The organism is Asinibacterium sp. OR53 (genome assembly GCF_000515315.1).
Classification (GTDB): Bacteria; Bacteroidota; Bacteroidia; order Chitinophagales; family Chitinophagaceae; genus Sediminibacterium.
Window position 1 is genome coordinate 2,232,477 of the sequence record NZ_KI911562.1, and the last position, 19,890, is coordinate 2,252,366.

The window sequence follows — 19,890 nt, forward strand, 5'->3', positions numbered from 1 at the left end:
GGCCTTATTGTTATTGCGGCTCATTGGTTGAGTCGCCGGGTTGTTGGTGTTTGTTTCGCACATGAAGTATATGTGCCGCTTCCACCAATCTTTCCATTTTTTCATAAAAGAAAAGTATAGAGCCTCTCTCGTGCTGATCAAGACCATCAGAAAAGTCTCCGTTCACCGTGGTTTTCAGCCAAAGCCATAAAAGCTCTCTCACATCCGGGAGATGCGCGTAATCAAAAAGTTCATCGATTACCAGCAGGGGATGCTCAACCTCTTCTTTGCTGAGTTTTCTGGAATGGGATTCCCATTCCGGGTACTGTGTCAAAGGCATTTTTTACTGTTTTTAATAGTGATCAATCGCTCTTTGCTTGCTGGACTTTTTGTGCGATGCTGTGCACAATACCCCGGGGTTTGTATTGTTACAAAGCAGTTGTTAGTATACAACCACTTCCCCGATAGTGGCGGTATACTTTGGGTTCGTTTTACGAGATAGGTTTGGACCGTAGATTTGTCTTGTAGGTTGACGGATGGTTCTGCATACCCGCTGTGAGTTAAGACAAATTACCGTATAAACAACCATTGTGATGTCATACAGATTGATTTACTTCGTAAAACATTTCAGCCACAATAATAGTAATATTTCTATTAATAATAAAATTTTTAGCAAACTTATTTCTAATAAATTTATCCACATTGACGATCATTGAACGCTTATACCAATACATGGATTTTCGTGGTCTCTCTGCTTATGAAGTAGAACATGCCTGCAGCATATCCAACGGATATCTTGGCAAGCAGCGAAAGAAACAGGGAGCCGTAGGTACCGATATCCTGGAAAGAATCAAAACACAGTATCCAGAGCTCAGCATCATCTGGCTCTTTTCAGGCAGGGGTAATATGCTCATCGATGCAAGCCTGCCGCCTGAAGAACAATTGGCCTACGAAATGAATGAAGAGAAAGCAGCCTATCTCACTTCCAAAGATGAAATCATCGCACTCCTCAGGACCCAGGTAATATTGTTGGAAAATGCACTGACCGACAAACAAAAACTGATCACACTGCTGGAAAAAGAAACAGAAAGAAAAAAGCCGTAAGCAAATGAACGCATCATTTTCTTACGGCTTTTGGTTTTGATCAACGGTATAGCTTATGCATTTTCTGCGTAAGCCGAAACAGGTTCGCAAGTGCATACCAGGTTGCGATCACCGTGTGTGTTATTCACCCTCGCCACGCTCGGCCAGAATTTATTCTGTGTAACATAGTACAATGGAAACGCTGCTTCCTTACGTGAATAGGCATGCGGCCATTCATCACCACAAACAACGGCTTGCGTATGTGGTGCATGCTTAAGCGGATTATCGGCTTTGTCGGAATGTCCTTCCTCTATAGCCCTGATCTCTTCATAAATTGAGATCAATGCATCACAGAAACGATCGAGTTCGGCTTTATCCTCACTCTCGGTAGGTTCAATCATAATAGTGCCCGGAACAGGAAAACTCAGTGTGGGCGCATGGAAACCATAATCGATCAAACGCTTGGCCACATCTTCTGCTTCAATACCCACGCTTTGTTTGAACGGTCGCAGGTCAACAATGAACTCGTGCGCACAGGTTCCATTGCTGCCGGTGTACAATATCTTATAGTATTTTTCAAGCCGCGCTTTCATGTAATTGGCATTCAGGATGGCATATTCAGTTGCCATCTTCACACCATCTGCACCCAGCATTTTGATATAAGCATAGCTGATGAGCAGGATGCTGGCCGATCCGTAAGGCGCCGCACTTACAGCCAACCGGCCATTGCCTGTGTTGGCATGACCGGGAAGGTATGGAGCGAGTTTGTCGTTCACACAAATAGGGCCCATGCCGGGACCGCCACCGCCATGCGGGATAGCGAAGGTTTTGTGCAGGTTGAGGTGACACACATCGGCGCCAATGGTACCCGGACTGGTCAGTCCTACCTGCGCATTCATATTCGCTCCATCCATGTACACAAGACCACCATTCTCGTGTATGATATTGCAGATGTCTTTGATGGTTTCTTCAAAAACACCATGGGTCGATGGGTAAGTAACCATCAACACACCCAATGTGTCTTTGTATTGTACTGCTTTTTCTTTCAGATCAGCTACATCGATATTTCCTGCATCATCACATTTTACCACCACCACTTTGAAACCGGCCATGACCGCACTGGCAGGATTGGTGCCGTGCGCACTGATAGGTATCAACACTACATTGCGATGTGCCTGGTTATGCGCCGCATGATATGAGCGGATAGACAACAGACCGGCATATTCACCCTGAGCGCCGCTATTAGGTTGGAGGCTGCAGGCAGTAAAGCCGGTGATCTGGCAAAGAAATGCACTGAGTTCTTCAATGATCTGCTGGTATCCTGTTGCCTGTTCTGCGGGAACAAAAGGATGAAGACCGCCGAACTCAGGCCAGCTCACAGGAATCATTTCAGTAGCGGCATTCAATTTCATCGTACAACTGCCCAAACTGATCATGCTGGTATTCAGTGAAAGGTCTTTGTTTTCCAGTTGTTTCAGGTAACGCATCATCTGGCTCTCGCTGCGGTGTGTATTGAACACAGGGTGTGTTAAATATTCAGAGCTACGCAGCAGGGCATTGGGTAACTGGTAAGCAACACCGTTTGCATTGGCTGCTGTTAACAGATAGCCCGTACTTTTCTCGGTAAGTGATTCAAATATTTTGATGATGGTATTAGCATCTTCTATGGATGTGGTTTCGTCTATGCTGATATGCACAGTGCCATCGGCTGCATAATGGAAATTGGTATGGAATTTCTCTGCCATTTTTTTCAAAGCCGCCGCATCAACACCTGCAACATGCAGTGTGTCGAAATAGAACGCATTCTTTTGTTCAATACCCAGCTTGCTCAATCCTTTGGCTACCGCTTGTGTCAATGCATGTACCCGGGAAGCGATGGCTTTGAGTCCAGCTGCACCATGATACACAGCATACATAGCCGCCATATTGGCCAGCAATGCCTGCGCCGTACAAATATTAGACGTTGCTTTTTCGCGTTTGATGTGTTGCTCCCTCGTTTGCAAAGCCATACGCAATGCACGGTTGCCCTGCGCATCGATGCTCACGCCGATCAACCTGCCGGGCATGCCGCGTTTGAATTCGTCTTTGGTGGCAAAGAAAGCGGCGTGCGGACCACCATATCCCATCGGAACGCCAAAACGTTGTGTGTTGCCAACGGCCACATCTGCACCCAGTTCTCCGGGAGGAGTGAGTAAAGTGAGTGCCAATATATCGGTGGCCATGATCACCAATCCGCCTGCTGCATGCACCTGTTCAATGAAAGCGCGCTGGTCTTCAACAGCACCGTGACTATTGGGGTATTGCAGGATGGCACCAAAATAAGTATTGTCCAGAGACGCAGTATGATAATCGCCATATACCAGTTCAATACCAATGGGTGTTGCCCTGGTAACCAATACGTCTTTGGTCTGTTGGAAAATGCTATTGTCAACAAACAACCTGGGTTTGCTGATCACATCCGTTTTATTCAGGTGATGAAAGATCATGGCCATGGCTTCTGCGGCGGCAGTGGCTTCATCGAGCAATGAAGCGTTGGCTATGGGCAGTCCCGTGAGATCAGCCACCATGGTCTGGAAGTTCAACAGGCTCTCTAACCGGCCCTGTGAAATCTCGGCCTGGTAAGGGGTGTACTGTGTGTACCATCCCGGGTTCTCAAAAACGTTGCGGAGAATGACACTGGGTGTGATAGTGCCGTAATAACCCTGACCAATATAATTTTTATACACCTTGTTTTTGGCCGCTACTTTTTTCAACTCGCTGAGGTATTCAAACTCACTGATGGCCGCGGGAAGATCGAGTGGCTTTTTAATACGAATGGCATCAGGAACGGTTTTGCCAACCAGCTCTTCCAGTGTAGAGGCGCCGATGGTCTTTAACATGGCTTGGGTGTCTTGTTCACCGGGACCAATATGCCTGTGTTGAAATTCAACGGACTGTTCTTCAAATAACTTCATAGCAATAGCTGTTTTTTCAGACGCCGCAAAGGTAAGATGATATACTGTTAAAAAAACGCTGTCGTAACCGGCTGGGGAAAAGCCGGGCCTAACCGGTGAGAATGGTATCTTTGTCATCGACCGAAAACCAGTGAATGGATGCAATCAACATGGATAATTGGGAGAAAAAGTCTGCCGAGCACCAAAAGCAATACCGGCAGTACTTGCAACGGGCCGATAAGCAAAAGACATTGAAACTGCTGCCGCGCCTGCATGAAGAGGCTTTTGAACAGATCAACTGCCTGCAATGCGCCAATTGTTGTAAAAACTACTCCCCGCGCTTCAAAACCCCTGATATCAAACGGATCAGCAAGCACCTTAAGCTGAAAGAAAGTGTTTTCATCGATACGTACCTCCGGTTGGATGAAGACGGCGACTATGTGGTGAAGAACAGTCCCTGTCCTTTTTTGGGAGAAGGAAACTATTGCTCCATTTATGAGCAGCGTCCTTCCGATTGTCACCGCTTTCCTTACACAGATGAAGATGTTTTATTGAAACGTCCCGCCATCACACTGAAAAATTCGAGTTTCTGTCCCGCAGTGCATTATGTATTAGAGAAACTTTTGCATATTCTTGCGAAAAACAGCCTATGAACCATGTACCCGCCCTGATCAAAGATTTGGCGCTGATTCTTGGTGCCGCAGGAGTCATCACCTTGTTTTTCAAGCGGTTGAAACAACCTGTAGTATTGGGTTATATCATTGCGGGTCTTTTTGTAGGTCCCAATTTCAGGCTATTTCCTACCATTACCGATCTCGAAGGGATCAAGATATGGGGCGAAATAGGCGTGGTGTTTTTACTGTTTGCATTGGGTATTGAATTCAGCTTTAAAAAACTGGTCAAGGTAGGCGGATCGGCAGCCATCACCGGCGTGGTGGAACTGGCATGTATGATGCTTACGGGTTATGGAATGGGGCAATTGCTCGGTTGGCCTTATATGGACAGCCTCTTTTTAGGGGGCATAATAGCGATTTCATCCACTACCATTATTTTCAGAGCCTTCGAGGAGCTAGGGTTAAAATCAAAGCAGTTCACCGGACTGGTATTGGGCGTATTGGTGATAGAAGACCTGGTAGCCATCTTGTTATTGGTATTGCTCTCAACCGTTGCTGTCAGCCGCCAGTTCGAAGGTTCGCAAATGGTTTTCTCCATCCTGAAATTGTTGTTTTTTCTCTGTCTCTGGTTTGTCATGGGCATATTCCTGCTGCCTACTTTTTTCAAAAGGGTTTCCAAATGGCTAAGCAGTGAAACTTTATTGGTGGTTTCCCTGGCGCTTTGCCTGGGCATGGTGGTGTTGGCAGACAAAGTAGGGTTCTCTGCTGCATTGGGCGCGTTCATCATGGGATCTATATTGGCCGAAACCACACAGTCGGAAAAAATTGAACACCTTATTGCTTCCGTTAAAGATTTGTTCGGTGCCATTTTCTTTGTTTCGGTAGGAATGCTCATCAACCCTGCCATCCTGGTGGAATATGCGGTGCCCGTATTGTTGCTAACGCTGGCCGTTTTGCTTGGAAAGACTTTATTCGTAAGCGTAGGAGCCCTCCTCGCAGGAAAGCCACTCAAACAGGCGGTACAGGCGGGCACTAGTATGTCGCAGATCGGGGAGTTCTCGTTCATTATTGCTACACTGGGACTTTCATTGAATGTAACCAGTTCCTATCTCTATCCCATAGCAGTAGGTGTATCGGTGATCACCACCTTCACCACGCCTTATATGATGAAGCTCGCAGAACCTTTATATACACTGTTACAGAAAATATTACCGGCTCGTTGGCTGGCAGGCCTGGAAAAATACAGCAGCAGCTCGCAGATCATTGAAAGCGAGAGCAACTGGAAAAAATTGCTCCGTTTTTATTTCCAGGTAGTAGTAGTGAATAGTGTAGTGATCATTGCGTTGATCCTGTTGGTTAGTTATATACTGTTGCCGTTTGTATTGCTTCATTTTGAAAACCAGCAACTGGGAAGAATCATCACTACTGTGGTAGCGCTCCTGATGATGGCGCCGTTTGTATGGGCCCTGACAGCGAAAAAAATGAAACGCAGCGCTTATGCAGCATTGTGGCTCGATAATAAATACAACCACGGTCCGCTGGTGATGCTCGAAATAGCCCGTAATATCCTGGCCGTTTTATTGGTGGGCTTCTTATTGCGACAACTATATCCTTTCTGGACCGCCGTAACCGGTACCATTGTGGTGATGGTTGTAGTAGGCGTGATATTCCGGCAGCGGCTGCAAAAATTCTACCAGCGTATCGAAGACCGTTTTCTCGCCAACCTGCACGAAAAAGAAATGCTGGAACTGCAAAAAAGCCAAAGCCATCTCTCACCCTGGGATGCGCACCTGGTGCATTATAATATCAGTCCGCATGCGCCTTTCATAGGCCATACACTGGAACAACTCCAATGGCGTGAACAATACGGTATCAACATAGCTTTTATAGAAAGGGGCAATGAAACATTGTACGCCCCTGCGCGAACAGAACATATTTTTCCCTTCGATACCATCGGAGTAATTGGTACCGACCAGCAATTGCAGGAGTTTGGCAAGATCATCGTTGCGTATGAAGCCAATTTCCCTGCAGAGAAAGAAACGGTGGAGTTGGAAACCATCATAGTGGATGAACACAACCGGCTGAAAGGAAAAACCATCCGTGAATCGGGCATCAGGGAAGAAACAGACGGGCTCGTAGTAGGCATAGAAAGAGGGGGGGAACGCATGTTGAACCCTTCTTCGCAAACCATCCTCGAATGGGGCGATATACTTTGGATAGTGGGTAACCGGAAAAAGATCAGGAAGTTAAATGTGGGCTAATATTCCATTTTTCGCAAGCTGGGAGCTTTGAACCAGGTAACCACTACCACACCCAGCGTCATGCATCCGCCAAACACAACGGAAGGTACTACGCCCATGAGCTTTGCAGCTACACCGCTTTCAAACTGACCTAATTCATTGCTGCTGTTGATGAACATGGAGTTCACGCTCATAACCCTTCCGCGCATATTATCGGGTGTTTTCAATTGCATGATGGTACCGCGTACTACCATGCTAACACCGTCGAGAATTCCACTCAGCATCAATGCAGCAAAAGACAACCAGAAAGTGGTTGAGAGCGCAAATGTGATGATGCACAACCCGAATCCCGCCACTGCAAACAATAATTTTCTTCCCTGTTTTTTGCGTAAGGGAAACAAAGCCAGCAATACCACAATGCAAATGGCACCTATATCAGATGCGCCATTCAAAAAGCCGAACCCACGCGGGCCTACATTTAAAATATCTCTCGCATAAACAGGTACCATGGCTACGGCGCCACCAAACAATACCGCAAAAAGATCGAGCGAAAGCGCACCCAGCACTTCTTTTGTTTTGAAAACAAAGTCGATCCCTTCTTTTACACTTTCCCAGGTCTTTTTCTCACCGCGTTCGTTCAGGGGAGGATGCTGTTTGAGTCTTGATGAAAAGAGCAGTGCTGCAGCCATCAGGCAGGCGATGGTGATCAGTGTGCCGGTATTACCCAAACCGGCTATGAGAAATCCGCCGATAGCGTGACCCGATACCGATGCAGTGAGCCAGGCCCCCTGGTTCCAGGTGGTGGCATTCTGTAGTTTGGATTTAGGTACTACCTGCGCCAGGATCACATTGAATACCGGACCAGTGAAGGAACGAATGATACCCGTGCAAAAAATAACCAGGTAAATACTCAGGGCGATCCAGTGATGAGAAAGACGGGCATCGGTGAAACGCGATGAAAGCAAAACCAATAAAAGCGCTGCAAGCAGGTACAGGCTTAAGCCGGTACGCATCAGCCTTTTTTTCTCGCTCAGGTCAATAATATGACCGGCATATAATGCCATCGAAATGGCAGGGATCACTTCAGACAGGCCAATCAAACCAATTGCGAAAGGTGCATTGGTGAGTTCATAGATCCACCAGCCAACCAGGGTACTCATCATGCGCAACCCCATGATGAACAGGAACCTGACGGTGACCAGGCTCCTGAATTCTGAAATACGCACTGCTTCAAACGGGTCTCTTTTGTTACTATCGGTATTCGTCATGTTTCATGGTCTATGGCAACGTAAAATAATGTTGCCCAACGTCATAATCTTTATCCAATGCATCCAGTACTACCTGCAAATGCTTTTCATTACCCAGGAAATCGGCATTGCTGGCGTCGATGAAAATGGTTTTGATGTTGTGTTGTTTGATATAGCTGGTATAAGTTTCCTGGATGCTGAACAGGTATTCATCGGGTATGGACTGTTCATAATCGCGGTTCCTTTTTTTGATGTTGGCCTGTAGTTTATGCACGGGCGCATGCAGGTATATGAGGATGTCGGGAAATACCAGTTGCTGGTGAATGATCTCGAACAATTTCTGGTAAAGCCTGAACTCTTCCTCGGGCAGGTTCACTTTGGCAAAGAGCAGGCATTTGGTAAAGAGATAATCTGAAACGGTCACGTGTTGGAAAAGGTCCTTGGTGTGTACCAGGTCTTTCATCTGTTTGTAGCGCTCGGCCATAAAGAACAGCTCGAGCGGAAAAGCATATTGTTGGGGATTCTCGTAGAATTTAGGCAGGAAAGGATTGTCTGCAAATTCTTCCAGGATGATCCTCGCATTGAAATGTTTGGCCAATAAATGGGCCAATGTTGTTTTGCCGGCGCCGATATTCCCTTCTACCGTAATAAAATGATGCTTCATTAGTTGCTGGTCGGTGACTTTCAAAATTAACCGTCATGGGCAACTGTACCCTTATTTTTTTTGCACATGGAGCCGGTCGGGGCATTCATCCAGTAATTGCCGGATAGTTTTATGCAATACAGGATGCACCAATTCGGCTGCTATCTGGGCCAGGGGCGCCAGTGCAAACCTTCTTAAGGCCAGTGCAGGATGTGGAACAGAAAGCTTTGGCGTGTCCATCACCAGGTCGTCGATCAATAAAATGTCTATATCAATGATCCTGGGACCCATTTTGATGTCGCGTTTTCTCCCCATCCGTTCCTCAATACCAAGTAGCTCATTCATGAGTAGTGGCGGCTCAAAGAAAGATTCCAGCGCCAGCGCCTGGTTATAAAAGGACGGCTGGTCTGTAAGGCCCCAGGCTTCCGTTTCATAAACAGCTGAACGGCGCGTAATAATACCGCAAGACGCTTCGATCTCGTCTGAAGCCTGTTGCAGGTAAGCCAGCCGGTTGCCCATGTTACCGCCTATCAGCAAATATGCTGTTCTCATAAATTGGTAGAATAATTGGCTTCAAATATCTTTAAATTCATAAAGCCGTAATTAAAAATATGAAAAGCTTTTTTAAAACCTTTTTTGCCGTCCTGCTTGCGCTGGTTGTTTTATGTGTGATTGGTATTTTCATTCTTGCCGGTTTCATTGCCAGCGCTACTTCTGCCGAAAAACCCACCATTGGGAATGATGCGGTACTGGTAGTAGATCTCGCCAATCATTTCAGGGAAAGAAAGCAGGAAAACCCCATCGGTTCAATTCTCGATGATGGGGCCTATGATATACCGTCACTCTACGATGTGGTGCGGATGATCCGGTATGCAAAAGCAGATACGGCCATCAAAGGGATATACCTGGTATGCGGACATAATGCCAATGGCTTCGCTGCCAGTGAAGAACTCCGCAAAGCCCTGGCAGATTTCAAAGACAGCAAAAAGTTCATCGTGGCTTATGGCGAAGCGATTTCGCAGAAAGGGTATTACGTGGGTACCATAGCCAATAAGTTGTACTGCCATCCCGAAGGTGGTGTTGAATGGGGTGGCTTTTCATCGGGGATGCTGTACCTGAAGGGAGCGCTCGACAAGCTGGAGATACAGCCGCAGATATTTTATGCCGGCAAATTCAAGAGCGCTACCGAGCCTTTACGTGAGACACACATGACCGAAGCCAATCGGCTGCAGACCTCCGTATGGCTGGGCGATTTATATAGCCGCCTTTTGCAGACCACTTCTGAGAGCCGTGATCTCGATACGGCCAAACTGAGGATGCTGGCGGTGAACGGATCCATACAGACTGCTCAGGATGCTTTGCAGCAAGGATTGGTAGACGGTTTGAAGTACGATGATGAAGTGAAAACCGCGATACTCCGGAAACTCCACGCTGCAAAGGAGGAACAGAAAATCAATTTTGTAAAATTGAATGATTATGCAAGAGCTGTTGATTTCAAAAAAACAGGCAACGATGGCCGCATTGCTATTGTATATGCTGCGGGAGATATCGTAGATGGAAAAGGGGAGAGCGACCAGGTATCCAGTGATGAATTCAGGAACCTGATACGCAAGCTGCGGCTCGATAAAGACATTAAGGCCATTGTGTTCAGAGTAAATTCACCGGGCGGCAGCTCGCTGGCAAGCGATGTGATCTGGCGCGAGATTACCCTGGCAAGAAAAGAAAAGCCTGTGGTAGTGAGCATGGGTGATGTAGCGGCATCCGGGGGGTATTATATTTCCTGCAATGCCGACTCTGTTTTTGCCAATGCCAATACCATCACAGGTTCTATTGGCGTATTCAGCATTGTTCCCAACTTCGAATCCTTTTTCAGGAATAAGCTCGGTGTAACATTCGACAGGGTAAAGACAGCCCCCTTTGCCGATATGGGTTCGGGCGACAGGCCGCTGAATGAAACAGAGAAAAGATTTGTCCAGTCAGCCGTTGATTCAATCTACCATACATTCAAAACAAGGGTAAGCGAAGGAAGAAAAAGAGACATGGTGTATGTAGACAGTATAGCACAGGGCCGTGTATGGACAGGAACACGCGCCTCACAGATCGGTTTGGTAGATAGGGTAGGAACGATGCAGGATGCGGTTGATTGTGCCGCACGGATGGCGAAACTGAAAGACTATCGCACCAGGGAATACCCCGAGAAAAAAGGATTTTTGGAACAATTGATGAGCAATTATAAAAAGTCCGTAAGCAAAGACCTGATCAAAGAAGAGATCGGTGCAGAACAGTGGAAAGTCTTACAACAGGTAAAGCAGGTACGCCAGATGATCGGGGTACCACAGGCCCGCATGCCGTTTACGGTAGATGTGAACTAATAGTTTGTTTGAACAGCCGGTGATCGAATTCAAAATCACTTACTTCGGTCAGCTTGATGCGTTCAAAATCGGTGTGCAGGGGATTGATGAGGTAATTATGTTCCTGGGGTACCACTGCAGAAGGACAGCGGATGTAAAGTACTTCTTTGTTACGGACGATTTCCTGTCCCATCCATTGTGTGTAATCAAAATCCTGTTGCCAGTTCTTTTTCAGGTTCTTATTCTCTATGATGTGACTGTGGGCAGTGCGGCCCGGAATTTCGATCTGCATGAGCCGCAACATTTGCAGGTCTTCCAGCGAGCATGCGTTCACCAGGGTCTCGAGCAGGGCCAATGAAATATGTTCACTGGTATACAGCAATGGTAATCCTTTTGGATTCCACCTGCCACCTCTCAGCCGGGCACCCGTTCCTGAAAGATCGTCTGCATATTTTTTATGTGCAATGCGGTAGACGATCATGAATAGACCCCGTATTGAATCCTGGCTAACTGATCGGTGAGTTCAATGATGCCGCGGCTGTTGTATAACGACTCGAAATTGAGGTTGTGCCCCAGTATTTGCTTGTCTTTTTTGAGCCAGCGGTAAAAAGCATCGGAGGAAGAAAAGGTTTCGAGGCCGGTTTCAATAAGCTCCTGCATTTCAAGGATACGGTCTGTGTAAATGCCTTCGAAAGAACTGTTGTTTTTGGCATAACGCTGTAGGGTTCTTTCGGAAAGGTGAAGAATATTGGCCCATTCGGTTTGTGTAAAAGGAACGAGATCGGCAATTTTTTTAAATTTTCGGTAACTGAAATCGGCAACACTGATGGGCTGCTTTTTAGCAGGCATATAAGCTGCCGGCTCTTCACTTACTTTGGGAGGAAGGGCATCTTGTTTGGGGTATTTTCTCGCTTTTGCCATATCCGTCATTTGTTATACAAATATACGACTTTTGTCTGTTCCTCCGAACAAAAAATAAAAAATAGATTTGTCCCCTAATCAACAACGCATGACAGGTACTTATAGCCAGGCCAAAGCGATGCTCGCCATCACCAAAGGCAGCCTGAGAGCCACTTTCCGCAGCCCTTCGGCCGTAATTTTCAGCATTGCTTTCCCCCTGATCTTTATCCTGGTTTTCGGATTCATTGGCGGAGGAGGTAAGGTGTCGGTCAACATTGCATTCGCCAGCCATACCGATACCACCAACCCCGTTTACCAGGCCATCAGGAACATCGCAGCTTTGCATGTGGTGAACAAATCCGAGGCTGAGATAAAAGAAGACCTTGAAAAAGGGAGACTGACAGCCGTCATCAACATTGAAAAATCAGGACTTACCAATCCACCTTACAAGATCAGCCTGCAGAGCTCGGAGGCTGTGAGTCCGCAGAACATCCAGGTGCTGCAATCCATCCTTAATGCGGTCATATCCGGTATCAACCAACGCGCTTATCCTAACATACCTACCATCGCCATCATCAACAATAACGTGCAGAAAATCCCTGGCCGCATTTACAGGACCATTGATTTTATCCTGCCTGGTCAGCTTGGCTTTTCGTTGCTCAGCTCCGGTGTATTTGGTGTAGCGTTTCTCTTCTTCAACCTTCGCCAGCAACTGGTATTGAAAAGGTTTTATGCAACGCCTATCCGGCGCTCCTATATTGTGCTGGGGGAAGCCATCAGCCGGGTATTGTTCCAGATGTTTACGGCGATCATTATCATAGGAGTGGGGCATTTCCTGTTCAAGTTCACGCTGGTGCATGGCATGCAGACCTTCCTGGAGATCATGTTGCTCAGCTTCGTGGCCCTGATCTTATTCATGGGCTTTGGTTTTATTGTGAGCAGTGTGGCGAAGAACGAAAGCACCATTCCGCCCTTTGCCAACCTCATCACTTTGCCGCAATTCCTGCTGGCAGGCACTTTCTTCTCCATCGAAGCTTTTCCCGCCTGGCTGCAGCCTTTGTGTAAGCTGCTGCCATTAACGCATTTCAACAATGCCATGCGCAATATCGCTTTTGAAGGCGCCAGCCTGGCGAGTTGCTGGAGGGAATTGGGTATTTTGGGAATATGGGCGGTAGTGATTTACGCCATTGCTTTTAAAACCTTCAAATGGGAATAACCGATGCGATTGATTAAACTGGTACTGGTAAGCCTGGTAATACTTTTTGCCCTCTCTACCGGGCTTTCTCTTTTATTGCCCTCCATGGTGCTGGTGTCCAGGGCCGTGACCATAGAGGCGCCGCCCGATTCGGTCCTTGCTAAAGTGAAAGATATACGTCAATGGACAGCGTGGGTGGATGGAATGGAAAGCCCCGGGGTTCAAATACATTCGGCCACCAGCGCCACATTGGGTGGAACGGAGGTAACCATCGGCACGGTGTCCGATACTGCGATAGTATCGAACTGGACCAGTAAAAAAAGCAACCCGCAGGTAGCCACCATCCGGCTGATCTCACGGCCCGGGCAGCCCCAAACGGTGGTACAATGGCAATTCGTAGAGCAGGTAAAATGGTATCCATGGGCCAAACTGGGGTCTATGATGAACGACAAGATCATGGGACCAATGATGGAGAAAAACCTCGACAACCTTAAAAGAAGCTTAGAAAATAAATAATCGTTAAATTTGGTCAGGTTGGACGGCCGCTGTTCGTTAGTTTAGCTCACGATTCGGTTTGACCGTATACTTATCCCCCCAAACTAACAATGCACATGGGGAACAATTCTCGAAATAAAGAAGCCACCCGGTTTATGCCAGGTGGCTTCTTTCATAATGCCATCGTTGTGGTACAGATCAGATGATCAGCAAGGCATCGCCGTAGCTGAAGAAACGGTATTTATCCTTGATGGCTTTTTTATAAGCTTCCATAGCCAGGTCATAACCCGCAAAGGCGCATGTCATGATAAGCAGGCTGGTTTTAGGCAGGTGAAAATTGGTTACCAGGCTGTCCGCCACATTGAATGTATAAGGCGGATGGATGAAATGGTTGGTCCATCCTTCACTCGGCTTCAGTAATTTCTGCGCAGTGAAGCTGCTTTCCATGGCGCGCATGGTAGTGGTGCCGATAGAACAAACGCGGCGACCGGTTTCTTTTGCTTTATTAACGATCCGGCACGCTTCTTCGGTAATGGCGTAATATTCAGCATCCATCTTGTGTTTGCTGAGGTCTTCCACTTCAATAGGACGGAAAGTGCCAAGGCCGGTATGCAGGGTTACTTCTGCAAAACGGATACCCAGTATCTCGCAACGCTTGATCAGCTCCTTGCTGAAATGCAAGCCAGCCGTAGGAGCGGCAACAGCCCCCTCGTATTTGGCATATACAGTTTGGTAACGTTCTTTGTCTTCTTCATCGGGCTTGCGCTTGATGTATTTGGGCAGCGGTGTCTCACCCAAAAATTCGAGCATTTTTTTGAAGCTCTCATCATCATCATCCCAAAGGAAACGGATGGTACGTCCGCGGCTGGTAGTATTGTCAATTACTTCCGCCACCAGTTCTTCATTGTCTCCGAAGTACAGTTTATTACCTACCCTTATCTTTCTTGCGGGATCAACGATCACATCCCACAAACGGTTGGGCTTGTTCAGCTCACGCAACAGAAAAACTTCGATCTTGGCGCCGGTCTTTTCCTTGCGGCCATACATACGCGCAGGAAACACTTTGGTGTTGTTCACTACAAACACATCCTTGTCATCGAAGTATTCAATGATGTCGCGGAAATGTCTGTTTTCCATGTGACCGCTTTTACGGTCTACCACCATCATTCGGCTGTCTTCTCGTCTTTTGGTTGGATTTTGTGCAATAAGGTTTAAAGGAAGGTCAAATTTGAATTGTGATAATTTCATGTTACGGCATGAGTTTTTTTAGTGAAGTCGGCAAAGGTACGAAATTTTGCTCAAACAGCCTTTTACCGCGGTATGGAGGCAATCAGGCGTTGCGTATAAGCAGATTGTGGCTGATGGTAAACCTGTTCAGCCGGTCCGTATTCTTCAATGCGGCCTTTGTTCATGACCATGATCCTGTCGCTGATATAACGTACTACCGACAGGTCGTGCGAGATGAAGACAGCCGTAAACCCGAAAGTTTTTTTCAGGTCGTTCAACAGGTTGAGCACCTGGGCCTGCACACTTACATCCAGCGCCGATACGCTTTCGTCGCATACCACAAACCGGGGGTTCAGCGCAAGCGCCCGTGCTATTACGATCCGCTGGCGCTGTCCGCCGCTGAACTCATGCGGATACCTATTGTAATGCGACGGCTGGAGGCCAACTTTTTCCAACAGGTCAATCACCCTTTCTTTTCTTTCTTTGGAAGAAGGAACCAGTCCGTGTACCAGCAAAGGCTCGGCAATGGCTTCACCAATCGTTATCCGCGGGTTGAGGGAAGAATAAGGGTCCTGGAAAACAATTTGCAGTTCCCTGCGCAAATGCTTCAATTTGCTGCCCCTGGCCGCCAACAGATCTTCCCCTTTATAATGGAGGCTGCCGTTGCTTACATCGATTAAACGCAACAAGGCCCGGCCCAGTGTACTCTTGCCACAGCCCGATTCGCCTACGAGTCCCAGCGTTTCTCCTTCATACACTTCAAAACTTACATTGTCCACCGCTTTGTTGTATGTTGATACACGGCCCAGGAAATTCTTTTTGCCGGGATAGTGTACAGAAAGATTGGAGACTTTTAAGAGCGTTGTTAGTTGAGCGTTGTTAGTTGTTAGTTGTGAGGTGTTGGTTGAGGGGTGAGCAGGCTGCGATGTCCCTTCCATGAAATCACTTACTACCGGTAATCGTTCTCCTTTCGAATACAAAGCAGGGCGACAGGCCAGCAGCGCTTTGGTATAAGGATGTTGCGGCGCTTTGAGCAGGTTGGCTGTTGTGTTTTGTTCTACCAACTGCCCCTTGTACATCACAGCTACCCGGTCTGCAATGGCAGACACCACTCCAAAATCGTGCGTAATAAAAATAACGCCCATATTGTTCCGTTGTTGCAGGCGGCGTATCAACAGCAGGATGCTTTGTTGAACGGTTACATCCAGCGCGGTAGTAGGCTCGTCACAAATGAGCAGGGCAGGATCGCAACTCATAGCCATGGCAATCATCACGCGCTGTTTTTGTCCACCGCTGAGCTGGTGCGGATAACGATCGAACAGCGCCGCCGGATCGGGCAATTGCACTTCTTCAAACAGCGCGATTGTTTTTTCCCGTGCTTCAGCTGCCGAGAGCGAAAAATGCTCCCTGATGGCTTCCATGACCTGGAAACCGCAGGTGAGCAAAGGGTTCAGCGATGTCATGGGTTCCTGGAAGATCATGGCAATATGCCGGCCGCGTAATGCCTGGAGTTCCGGAGGAGAAAGCCGGAGAATATCCCTGGTGTGGCCATCGTGTGAAAACAATATCTCGCCCGACCGGTACAGGGCGGGAGGAGCCGGCAATAACTGCAATATGGAAAGGGAAGTGACCGATTTGCCCGATCCCGATTCACCTACGATGGCCAATATTTCCCCACGTGCTACAGTGAGGCTGATATGCTGTAACGCTTGTGTAACAAGGCCATCGGAGCTAAAATCTATGGAGAGATCGTTGATTTGTAAGAGGGGTTGATGCATATCTTCACTCCACAAGTTAAACATCTATTCACTAATCATACATTTCCCCTAATTTTGGCAACTATATACAAGTTGGGCGTAAATCTGATATTTAATTGAGAATCAGTTCTTTTTTATTTTTTGCCCTTCTTTTTGGCCGCTTTTTGGGGTGTTGGCGGCTTTCCCACTGAGATACGAATAACGTCTTCAAAACTGCCTTTTATAGCCAGTTTCTTATCCTGTTTGGTGGGTAGCTTTTTAGTACTCTTTGCCATAAGCCAGATATTTTATTGTCCTACTTAATGGTAGTATATTTTTAACTGTCATAGATAAAGGTAACAATTGTCATTCAATCGAATGTAACTTACTTACCATTAAGTAGGACGCATGGAATTGGAAATATTATATAACAAATTTAAGACTCAGGAAGACTGTATTAAACTTCTTGAAAAGATTTTATGGGACGATAAACCAAAATGCCCATACTGCTCATCCAAGAATAAGACTGCCATGCCTAGGGAAAGTCGATACCACTGCGGCAATTGCAGGTCTTCCTATAGCGTAACAGCCCGAACGATATTCCATAAAACAAAGGTTGATCTACAAAAATGGTTTGTCGCAATACCTCTAATAACAAAAGACAAGATTAGTGCGAGGCAGTTGGCAAAAGCCATTCATGTGACAAAGGATACTGCTTGTTTTATGGCGAATAGGATTAAGATTGCTAACCAGGAGTCACCAGAATTCATTAAACATTTTATATAAAATTAAATTCGCTAAAATGAGAAAGAAAACTAACAATAAAGTATTAGAAGCGAAATTCGGTTCTGCCGACAAACCGCTTATAATTGGAGAAATTGAAATACCCTGTTATGTATTGGAGGATGGAAGACGCGTAATTGTACAACGTGGGTTATATAAGGCGTTAGGGGTTACACAAGGTGGTTCTAGGGATAAATACAAGGAATATGGGGGTGCTGCCCGATTGGTAAGATTTTTAGACCAAAACAATCTTATTACATTGATTAGCACTGGTTTAGATGTGCTGCTCAACCCTATAGTGTTTAGTGTTAATAAAACAGATCACTATGGGTATGAGGCAACACTACTTCAAGAAATAGTTAGGGCAGTTTCTAAGGCTTATTTGCGAGGGGAACTAAGTGAAAGAAACCAAACAATTGGACAAAATGCTGAAATACTTGATGATGCTTTTGCAAAGGTGGGTATTATCGCATTAGTTGACGAGGTTACAGGATACCAAGAATTGAGAGAAAAAAATGCCTTGCAGGAATTCTTATCAAAGTTTATTAGGGAGGAAAGAGGCATCTATATAAAGACATACCCAGATGAGTTTTTTGAAGCAATTTTTAAAATGCGAAATCTTAATTGGTCCTTGGCTAACAAAGGGAAAAAGCCTCAATATATTGGTCATTACATAAACAATTACGTCTATTCTAGGATTGCACCTAATGTCTTAACAGAATTGAGAACTATAAATCCTAAAGATGAGAGCGGCAAAAGAAAGGCTAAACACACACAGCATATTGATATTGATTATGGACACCCAATGCTAAAGGAGCACTTAAAAGCATTAACCCTGTTTGCTAAGGCAGCAGGTTATAATTGGGCTAATTGGGAAAGAATGGTAAACCGCGCGCTTCCAAAATTTGAATCAGACGGAAGCCAAGTTCAGGAACTAGATTTCGATGATATATAAATAAAAAAACCACTAAATGAGTGGTTGAAATTCGGTTCATTCCATAATAGAGTTCGCTGCGTACCCAGCCAGTATATACTGGGCAGTCCAGAACTGGTAGTAAAAGATCGGATTCATAATCCGAAACCTTACACACTATTTAAACAGCAGACCAACAAAGGGGCAGTCTCGCAAGGGCTGCCTCTTTACATTTCAAAGATACTTCTTTTTGTGGTTTATGCAAGAAAGTGTAAATATTTTTTACAATTAGTGTAAAATAATTTTACACTTTCGGGTATTTCCCCTATATTTGTCTAACAAATAAACCTGATGAATTTCAAGAACCTACAGCAGCTTTTCGACACTTTCAAGGATGAAGATACCTGCAAAAAGTATTTGGAGCAGCAAAGATGGGGCGATTCGCCTGAATGCCCCTTTTGTGGCTGCTCTAAGGTTTACAGGACGAGCCGCGGATATCGTTGTGGGGATAAATTCTGTGATAAGAAGTTCTCCGTAACAGTAGGCACAATCTATGAAAACAGCAAAATAAGCCTTAGAACTTGGTTTGCAGCCGTATATCTGTTCACCTCTTCAAAGAAAGGTATCAGTTCTTTGCAATTAGGGCGTCAATTGGGGGTAACTCAAAAGACAGCGTGGTTTATGTTACACCGTATCCGTGAAATGCTACGAGCAAAAGCCCCGCAAATGCTCAAAACCGAAGTTCAGATTGATGAAACCTATGTGGGTGGTAAAGAGAAAAACAAGCATTTAAGTAAACGCAAGGTAAAGCCCGAAGGTGTAGGCCGGACGGACGATAAAACCCCTGTATTCGGTATTGTTGAAACTGGTGGTAAGATTGTGGTACAGGTTTCTGAATGGGTAACCAAAAAGAATGCAAAGGAATTGATCGACACCTATGTAGAGAAGGGCAGCACTATGGTAACAGATTCTTACAGTATGTATGCTTTCCTTTCTAAGGAAAATAACTTTACCCATGTGGTTATTGACCATAGCAAAGGACAGTATGTAAATGGTAAGTTCCACACCAATGGAGTAGAGAACTTCTGGAGCCTCCTGAAACGTGGCTTGTACGGTATTTACCATCAAGTAAGCCCGCAGCACCTACAGAGGTATTGCGATGAATTTGCAGCACGGTATAATACCCGTAGAATAGCAGATAATGAAAGATTTGATGTCAGCTTGCAGAACAGTGAGGGAAGATTAACGTATAACCGTTTAATTGGCAAATAATGGAACTAAAAGAAGCCATTGAACACCTGATAGGCTCCGAGCAGTTTAAAGCAAAGGCAAAGCAGAAAAACGGGGAAGGGGCAAAATACCGTATGTTCTTGGCAAGACATAAGAAAGATGAACTTAAAAACGGGGCTGTTATTGACTTCCTACTGGATCACAGTTACCGGGTGGATGTGAGAACTCCTCTTAAAATTCAGAAGAACGGGTGATTCCGTTCTTTTTTTATTCATTTCCGCCCAACTTGTATATAGTTGCCCTAATTTTGCGCTCACAGTT

20 protein-coding genes are annotated in these 19,890 nt (G+C 46.0%); 10 read left to right on the plus strand and 10 right to left on the minus strand.

From position 1 onward, the window contains the following. Window positions 1–10: 10 nt before the first annotated feature. Window positions 11–319 (minus strand): hypothetical protein, encoded by a 309-nt coding sequence (locus SEDOR53_RS0109930; RefSeq protein ID WP_026769586.1) that lies wholly within the window; start codon window positions 317–319, stop codon window positions 11–13. A 362-nt stretch (window positions 320–681) separates the two neighbouring features. On the opposite strand from SEDOR53_RS0109930, the gene SEDOR53_RS18575 reads away from it, so the two are divergent. Continuing rightward, window positions 682–1,083, plus strand: coding sequence for a hypothetical protein (locus tag SEDOR53_RS18575; protein WP_157576761.1), 402 nt, complete (start codon window positions 682–684; stop codon window positions 1,081–1,083). Window positions 1,084–1,136: 53 nt separating this feature from the next. On the opposite strand, the gene gcvP is transcribed toward SEDOR53_RS18575, so the two are convergent. Beyond that, window positions 1,137–4,016: an aminomethyl-transferring glycine dehydrogenase gene (gcvP, locus tag SEDOR53_RS0109940; protein ID WP_026769587.1), complete on the minus strand. Its 2,880-nt coding sequence runs from the start codon at window positions 4,014–4,016 to the stop codon at window positions 1,137–1,139. A gap of 134 nt (window positions 4,017–4,150) precedes the next feature. Here gcvP and SEDOR53_RS0109945 point away from each other — a divergent pair, with 134 nt between their 5' ends. Together SEDOR53_RS0109945 and SEDOR53_RS0109950 are read left to right on the plus strand one after the other, a co-directional pair. Continuing rightward, entirely contained in the window at window positions 4,151–4,648 is a 498-nt protein-coding gene (locus tag SEDOR53_RS0109945) for a YkgJ family cysteine cluster protein (RefSeq protein ID WP_026769588.1), read from the plus strand. Beyond that, window positions 4,645–6,870: a cation:proton antiporter gene (locus SEDOR53_RS0109950; RefSeq protein ID WP_026769589.1), complete on the plus strand. Its 2,226-nt coding sequence runs from the start codon at window positions 4,645–4,647 to the stop codon at window positions 6,868–6,870. The genes SEDOR53_RS0109945 and SEDOR53_RS0109950 overlap by 4 nt, the downstream gene beginning before the upstream one ends. Here SEDOR53_RS0109950 and SEDOR53_RS0109955 read toward each other — a convergent pair. The 3 genes from SEDOR53_RS0109955 to folK are packed head-to-tail and all read right to left on the minus strand — an operon-like array spanning window position 6,867 to window position 9,291. Beyond that, the gene (locus SEDOR53_RS0109955) at window positions 6,867–8,117 is read right to left on the minus strand and encodes an MFS transporter (protein ID WP_037360998.1); all 1,251 of its coding nucleotides are present in this window, start codon (window positions 8,115–8,117) and stop codon (window positions 6,867–6,869) included. The two genes, SEDOR53_RS0109950 and SEDOR53_RS0109955, sit on opposite strands and share 4 nt — an antisense overlap. A gap of 10 nt (window positions 8,118–8,127) precedes the next feature. Beyond that, complete coding sequence (locus SEDOR53_RS0109960; RefSeq protein ID WP_026769591.1) at window positions 8,128–8,760, minus strand: deoxynucleoside kinase; 633 nt, start codon at window positions 8,758–8,760, stop codon at window positions 8,128–8,130. Window positions 8,761–8,811: 51 nt separating this feature from the next. Beyond that, the gene (gene folK, locus SEDOR53_RS0109965) at window positions 8,812–9,291 is read right to left on the minus strand and encodes a 2-amino-4-hydroxy-6-hydroxymethyldihydropteridine diphosphokinase (RefSeq protein ID WP_026769592.1); all 480 of its coding nucleotides are present in this window, start codon (window positions 9,289–9,291) and stop codon (window positions 8,812–8,814) included. A gap of 59 nt (window positions 9,292–9,350) precedes the next feature. Here folK and sppA point away from each other — a divergent pair, with 59 nt between their 5' ends. Then, window positions 9,351–11,111 (plus strand): signal peptide peptidase SppA, encoded by a 1,761-nt coding sequence (gene sppA / locus SEDOR53_RS0109970; RefSeq protein WP_026769593.1) that lies wholly within the window; start codon window positions 9,351–9,353, stop codon window positions 11,109–11,111. Here sppA and SEDOR53_RS0109975 read toward each other — a convergent pair. Next, window positions 11,092–11,571: an RES family NAD+ phosphorylase gene (locus SEDOR53_RS0109975; protein ID WP_026769594.1), complete on the minus strand. Its 480-nt coding sequence runs from the start codon at window positions 11,569–11,571 to the stop codon at window positions 11,092–11,094. The two genes, sppA and SEDOR53_RS0109975, sit on opposite strands and share 20 nt — an antisense overlap. Continuing rightward, on the minus strand, window positions 11,568–12,011 hold the full coding sequence (locus tag SEDOR53_RS17690) for an antitoxin Xre-like helix-turn-helix domain-containing protein (protein ID WP_157576763.1): 444 nt from the start codon (window positions 12,009–12,011) through the stop codon (window positions 11,568–11,570). Before SEDOR53_RS17690 ends, SEDOR53_RS0109975 begins: the two co-directional genes overlap by 4 nt. An 88-nt stretch (window positions 12,012–12,099) precedes the next feature. On the opposite strand from SEDOR53_RS17690, the gene SEDOR53_RS0109985 reads away from it, so the two are divergent. Next, a complete protein-coding gene (locus SEDOR53_RS0109985; RefSeq protein WP_026769596.1) occupies window positions 12,100–13,206 on the plus strand; it encodes an ABC transporter permease in 1,107 nt (368 codons plus the stop codon). A 3-nt stretch (window positions 13,207–13,209) separates the two neighbouring features. Further along, window positions 13,210–13,701, plus strand: a complete 492-nt coding sequence (locus SEDOR53_RS0109990) for an SRPBCC family protein (RefSeq protein WP_026769597.1) — start codon at window positions 13,210–13,212, stop codon at window positions 13,699–13,701. Between the two features lie 177 nt (window positions 13,702–13,878). On the opposite strand, the gene queA is transcribed toward SEDOR53_RS0109990, so the two are convergent. The 3 genes from queA to SEDOR53_RS19085 all read right to left on the minus strand — a co-directional run bounded on the left by queA (window position 13,879) and on the right by SEDOR53_RS19085 (window position 16,939). Then, complete coding sequence (queA, locus tag SEDOR53_RS0109995) at window positions 13,879–14,928, minus strand: tRNA preQ1(34) S-adenosylmethionine ribosyltransferase-isomerase QueA (RefSeq protein ID WP_026769598.1); 1,050 nt, start codon at window positions 14,926–14,928, stop codon at window positions 13,879–13,881. A 62-nt stretch (window positions 14,929–14,990) separates the two neighbouring features. Beyond that, a complete protein-coding gene (locus tag SEDOR53_RS0110000; protein ID WP_026769599.1) occupies window positions 14,991–16,685 on the minus strand; it encodes an ABC transporter ATP-binding protein in 1,695 nt (564 codons plus the stop codon). A 113-nt stretch (window positions 16,686–16,798) separates the two neighbouring features. Further along, on the minus strand, window positions 16,799–16,939 hold the full coding sequence (locus SEDOR53_RS19085) for a hypothetical protein (RefSeq protein WP_157576765.1): 141 nt from the start codon (window positions 16,937–16,939) through the stop codon (window positions 16,799–16,801). A gap of 112 nt (window positions 16,940–17,051) precedes the next feature. Here SEDOR53_RS19085 and SEDOR53_RS19490 point away from each other — a divergent pair, with 112 nt between their 5' ends. From SEDOR53_RS19490 to SEDOR53_RS0110025, 4 genes are all read left to right on the plus strand, one after another. After that, the gene (locus SEDOR53_RS19490; protein ID WP_051416591.1) at window positions 17,052–17,429 is read left to right on the plus strand and encodes a transposase; all 378 of its coding nucleotides are present in this window, start codon (window positions 17,052–17,054) and stop codon (window positions 17,427–17,429) included. 16 nt (window positions 17,430–17,445) lie between these two features. Beyond that, window positions 17,446–18,381 carry a P63C domain-containing protein gene (locus tag SEDOR53_RS17695; RefSeq protein WP_051416592.1) on the plus strand — a complete coding sequence of 312 codons (936 nt, stop codon included), beginning with the start codon at window positions 17,446–17,448 and terminating at the stop codon, window positions 18,379–18,381. A gap of 309 nt (window positions 18,382–18,690) precedes the next feature. Continuing rightward, window positions 18,691–19,611: an IS1595 family transposase gene (locus SEDOR53_RS0110020; RefSeq protein WP_026769601.1), complete on the plus strand. Its 921-nt coding sequence runs from the start codon at window positions 18,691–18,693 to the stop codon at window positions 19,609–19,611. Continuing rightward, window positions 19,611–19,823: a hypothetical protein gene (locus tag SEDOR53_RS0110025; protein WP_026769602.1), complete on the plus strand. Its 213-nt coding sequence runs from the start codon at window positions 19,611–19,613 to the stop codon at window positions 19,821–19,823. Before SEDOR53_RS0110020 ends, SEDOR53_RS0110025 begins: the two co-directional genes overlap by 1 nt. The last annotated feature ends 67 nt before the right edge of the window (window positions 19,824–19,890 follow it).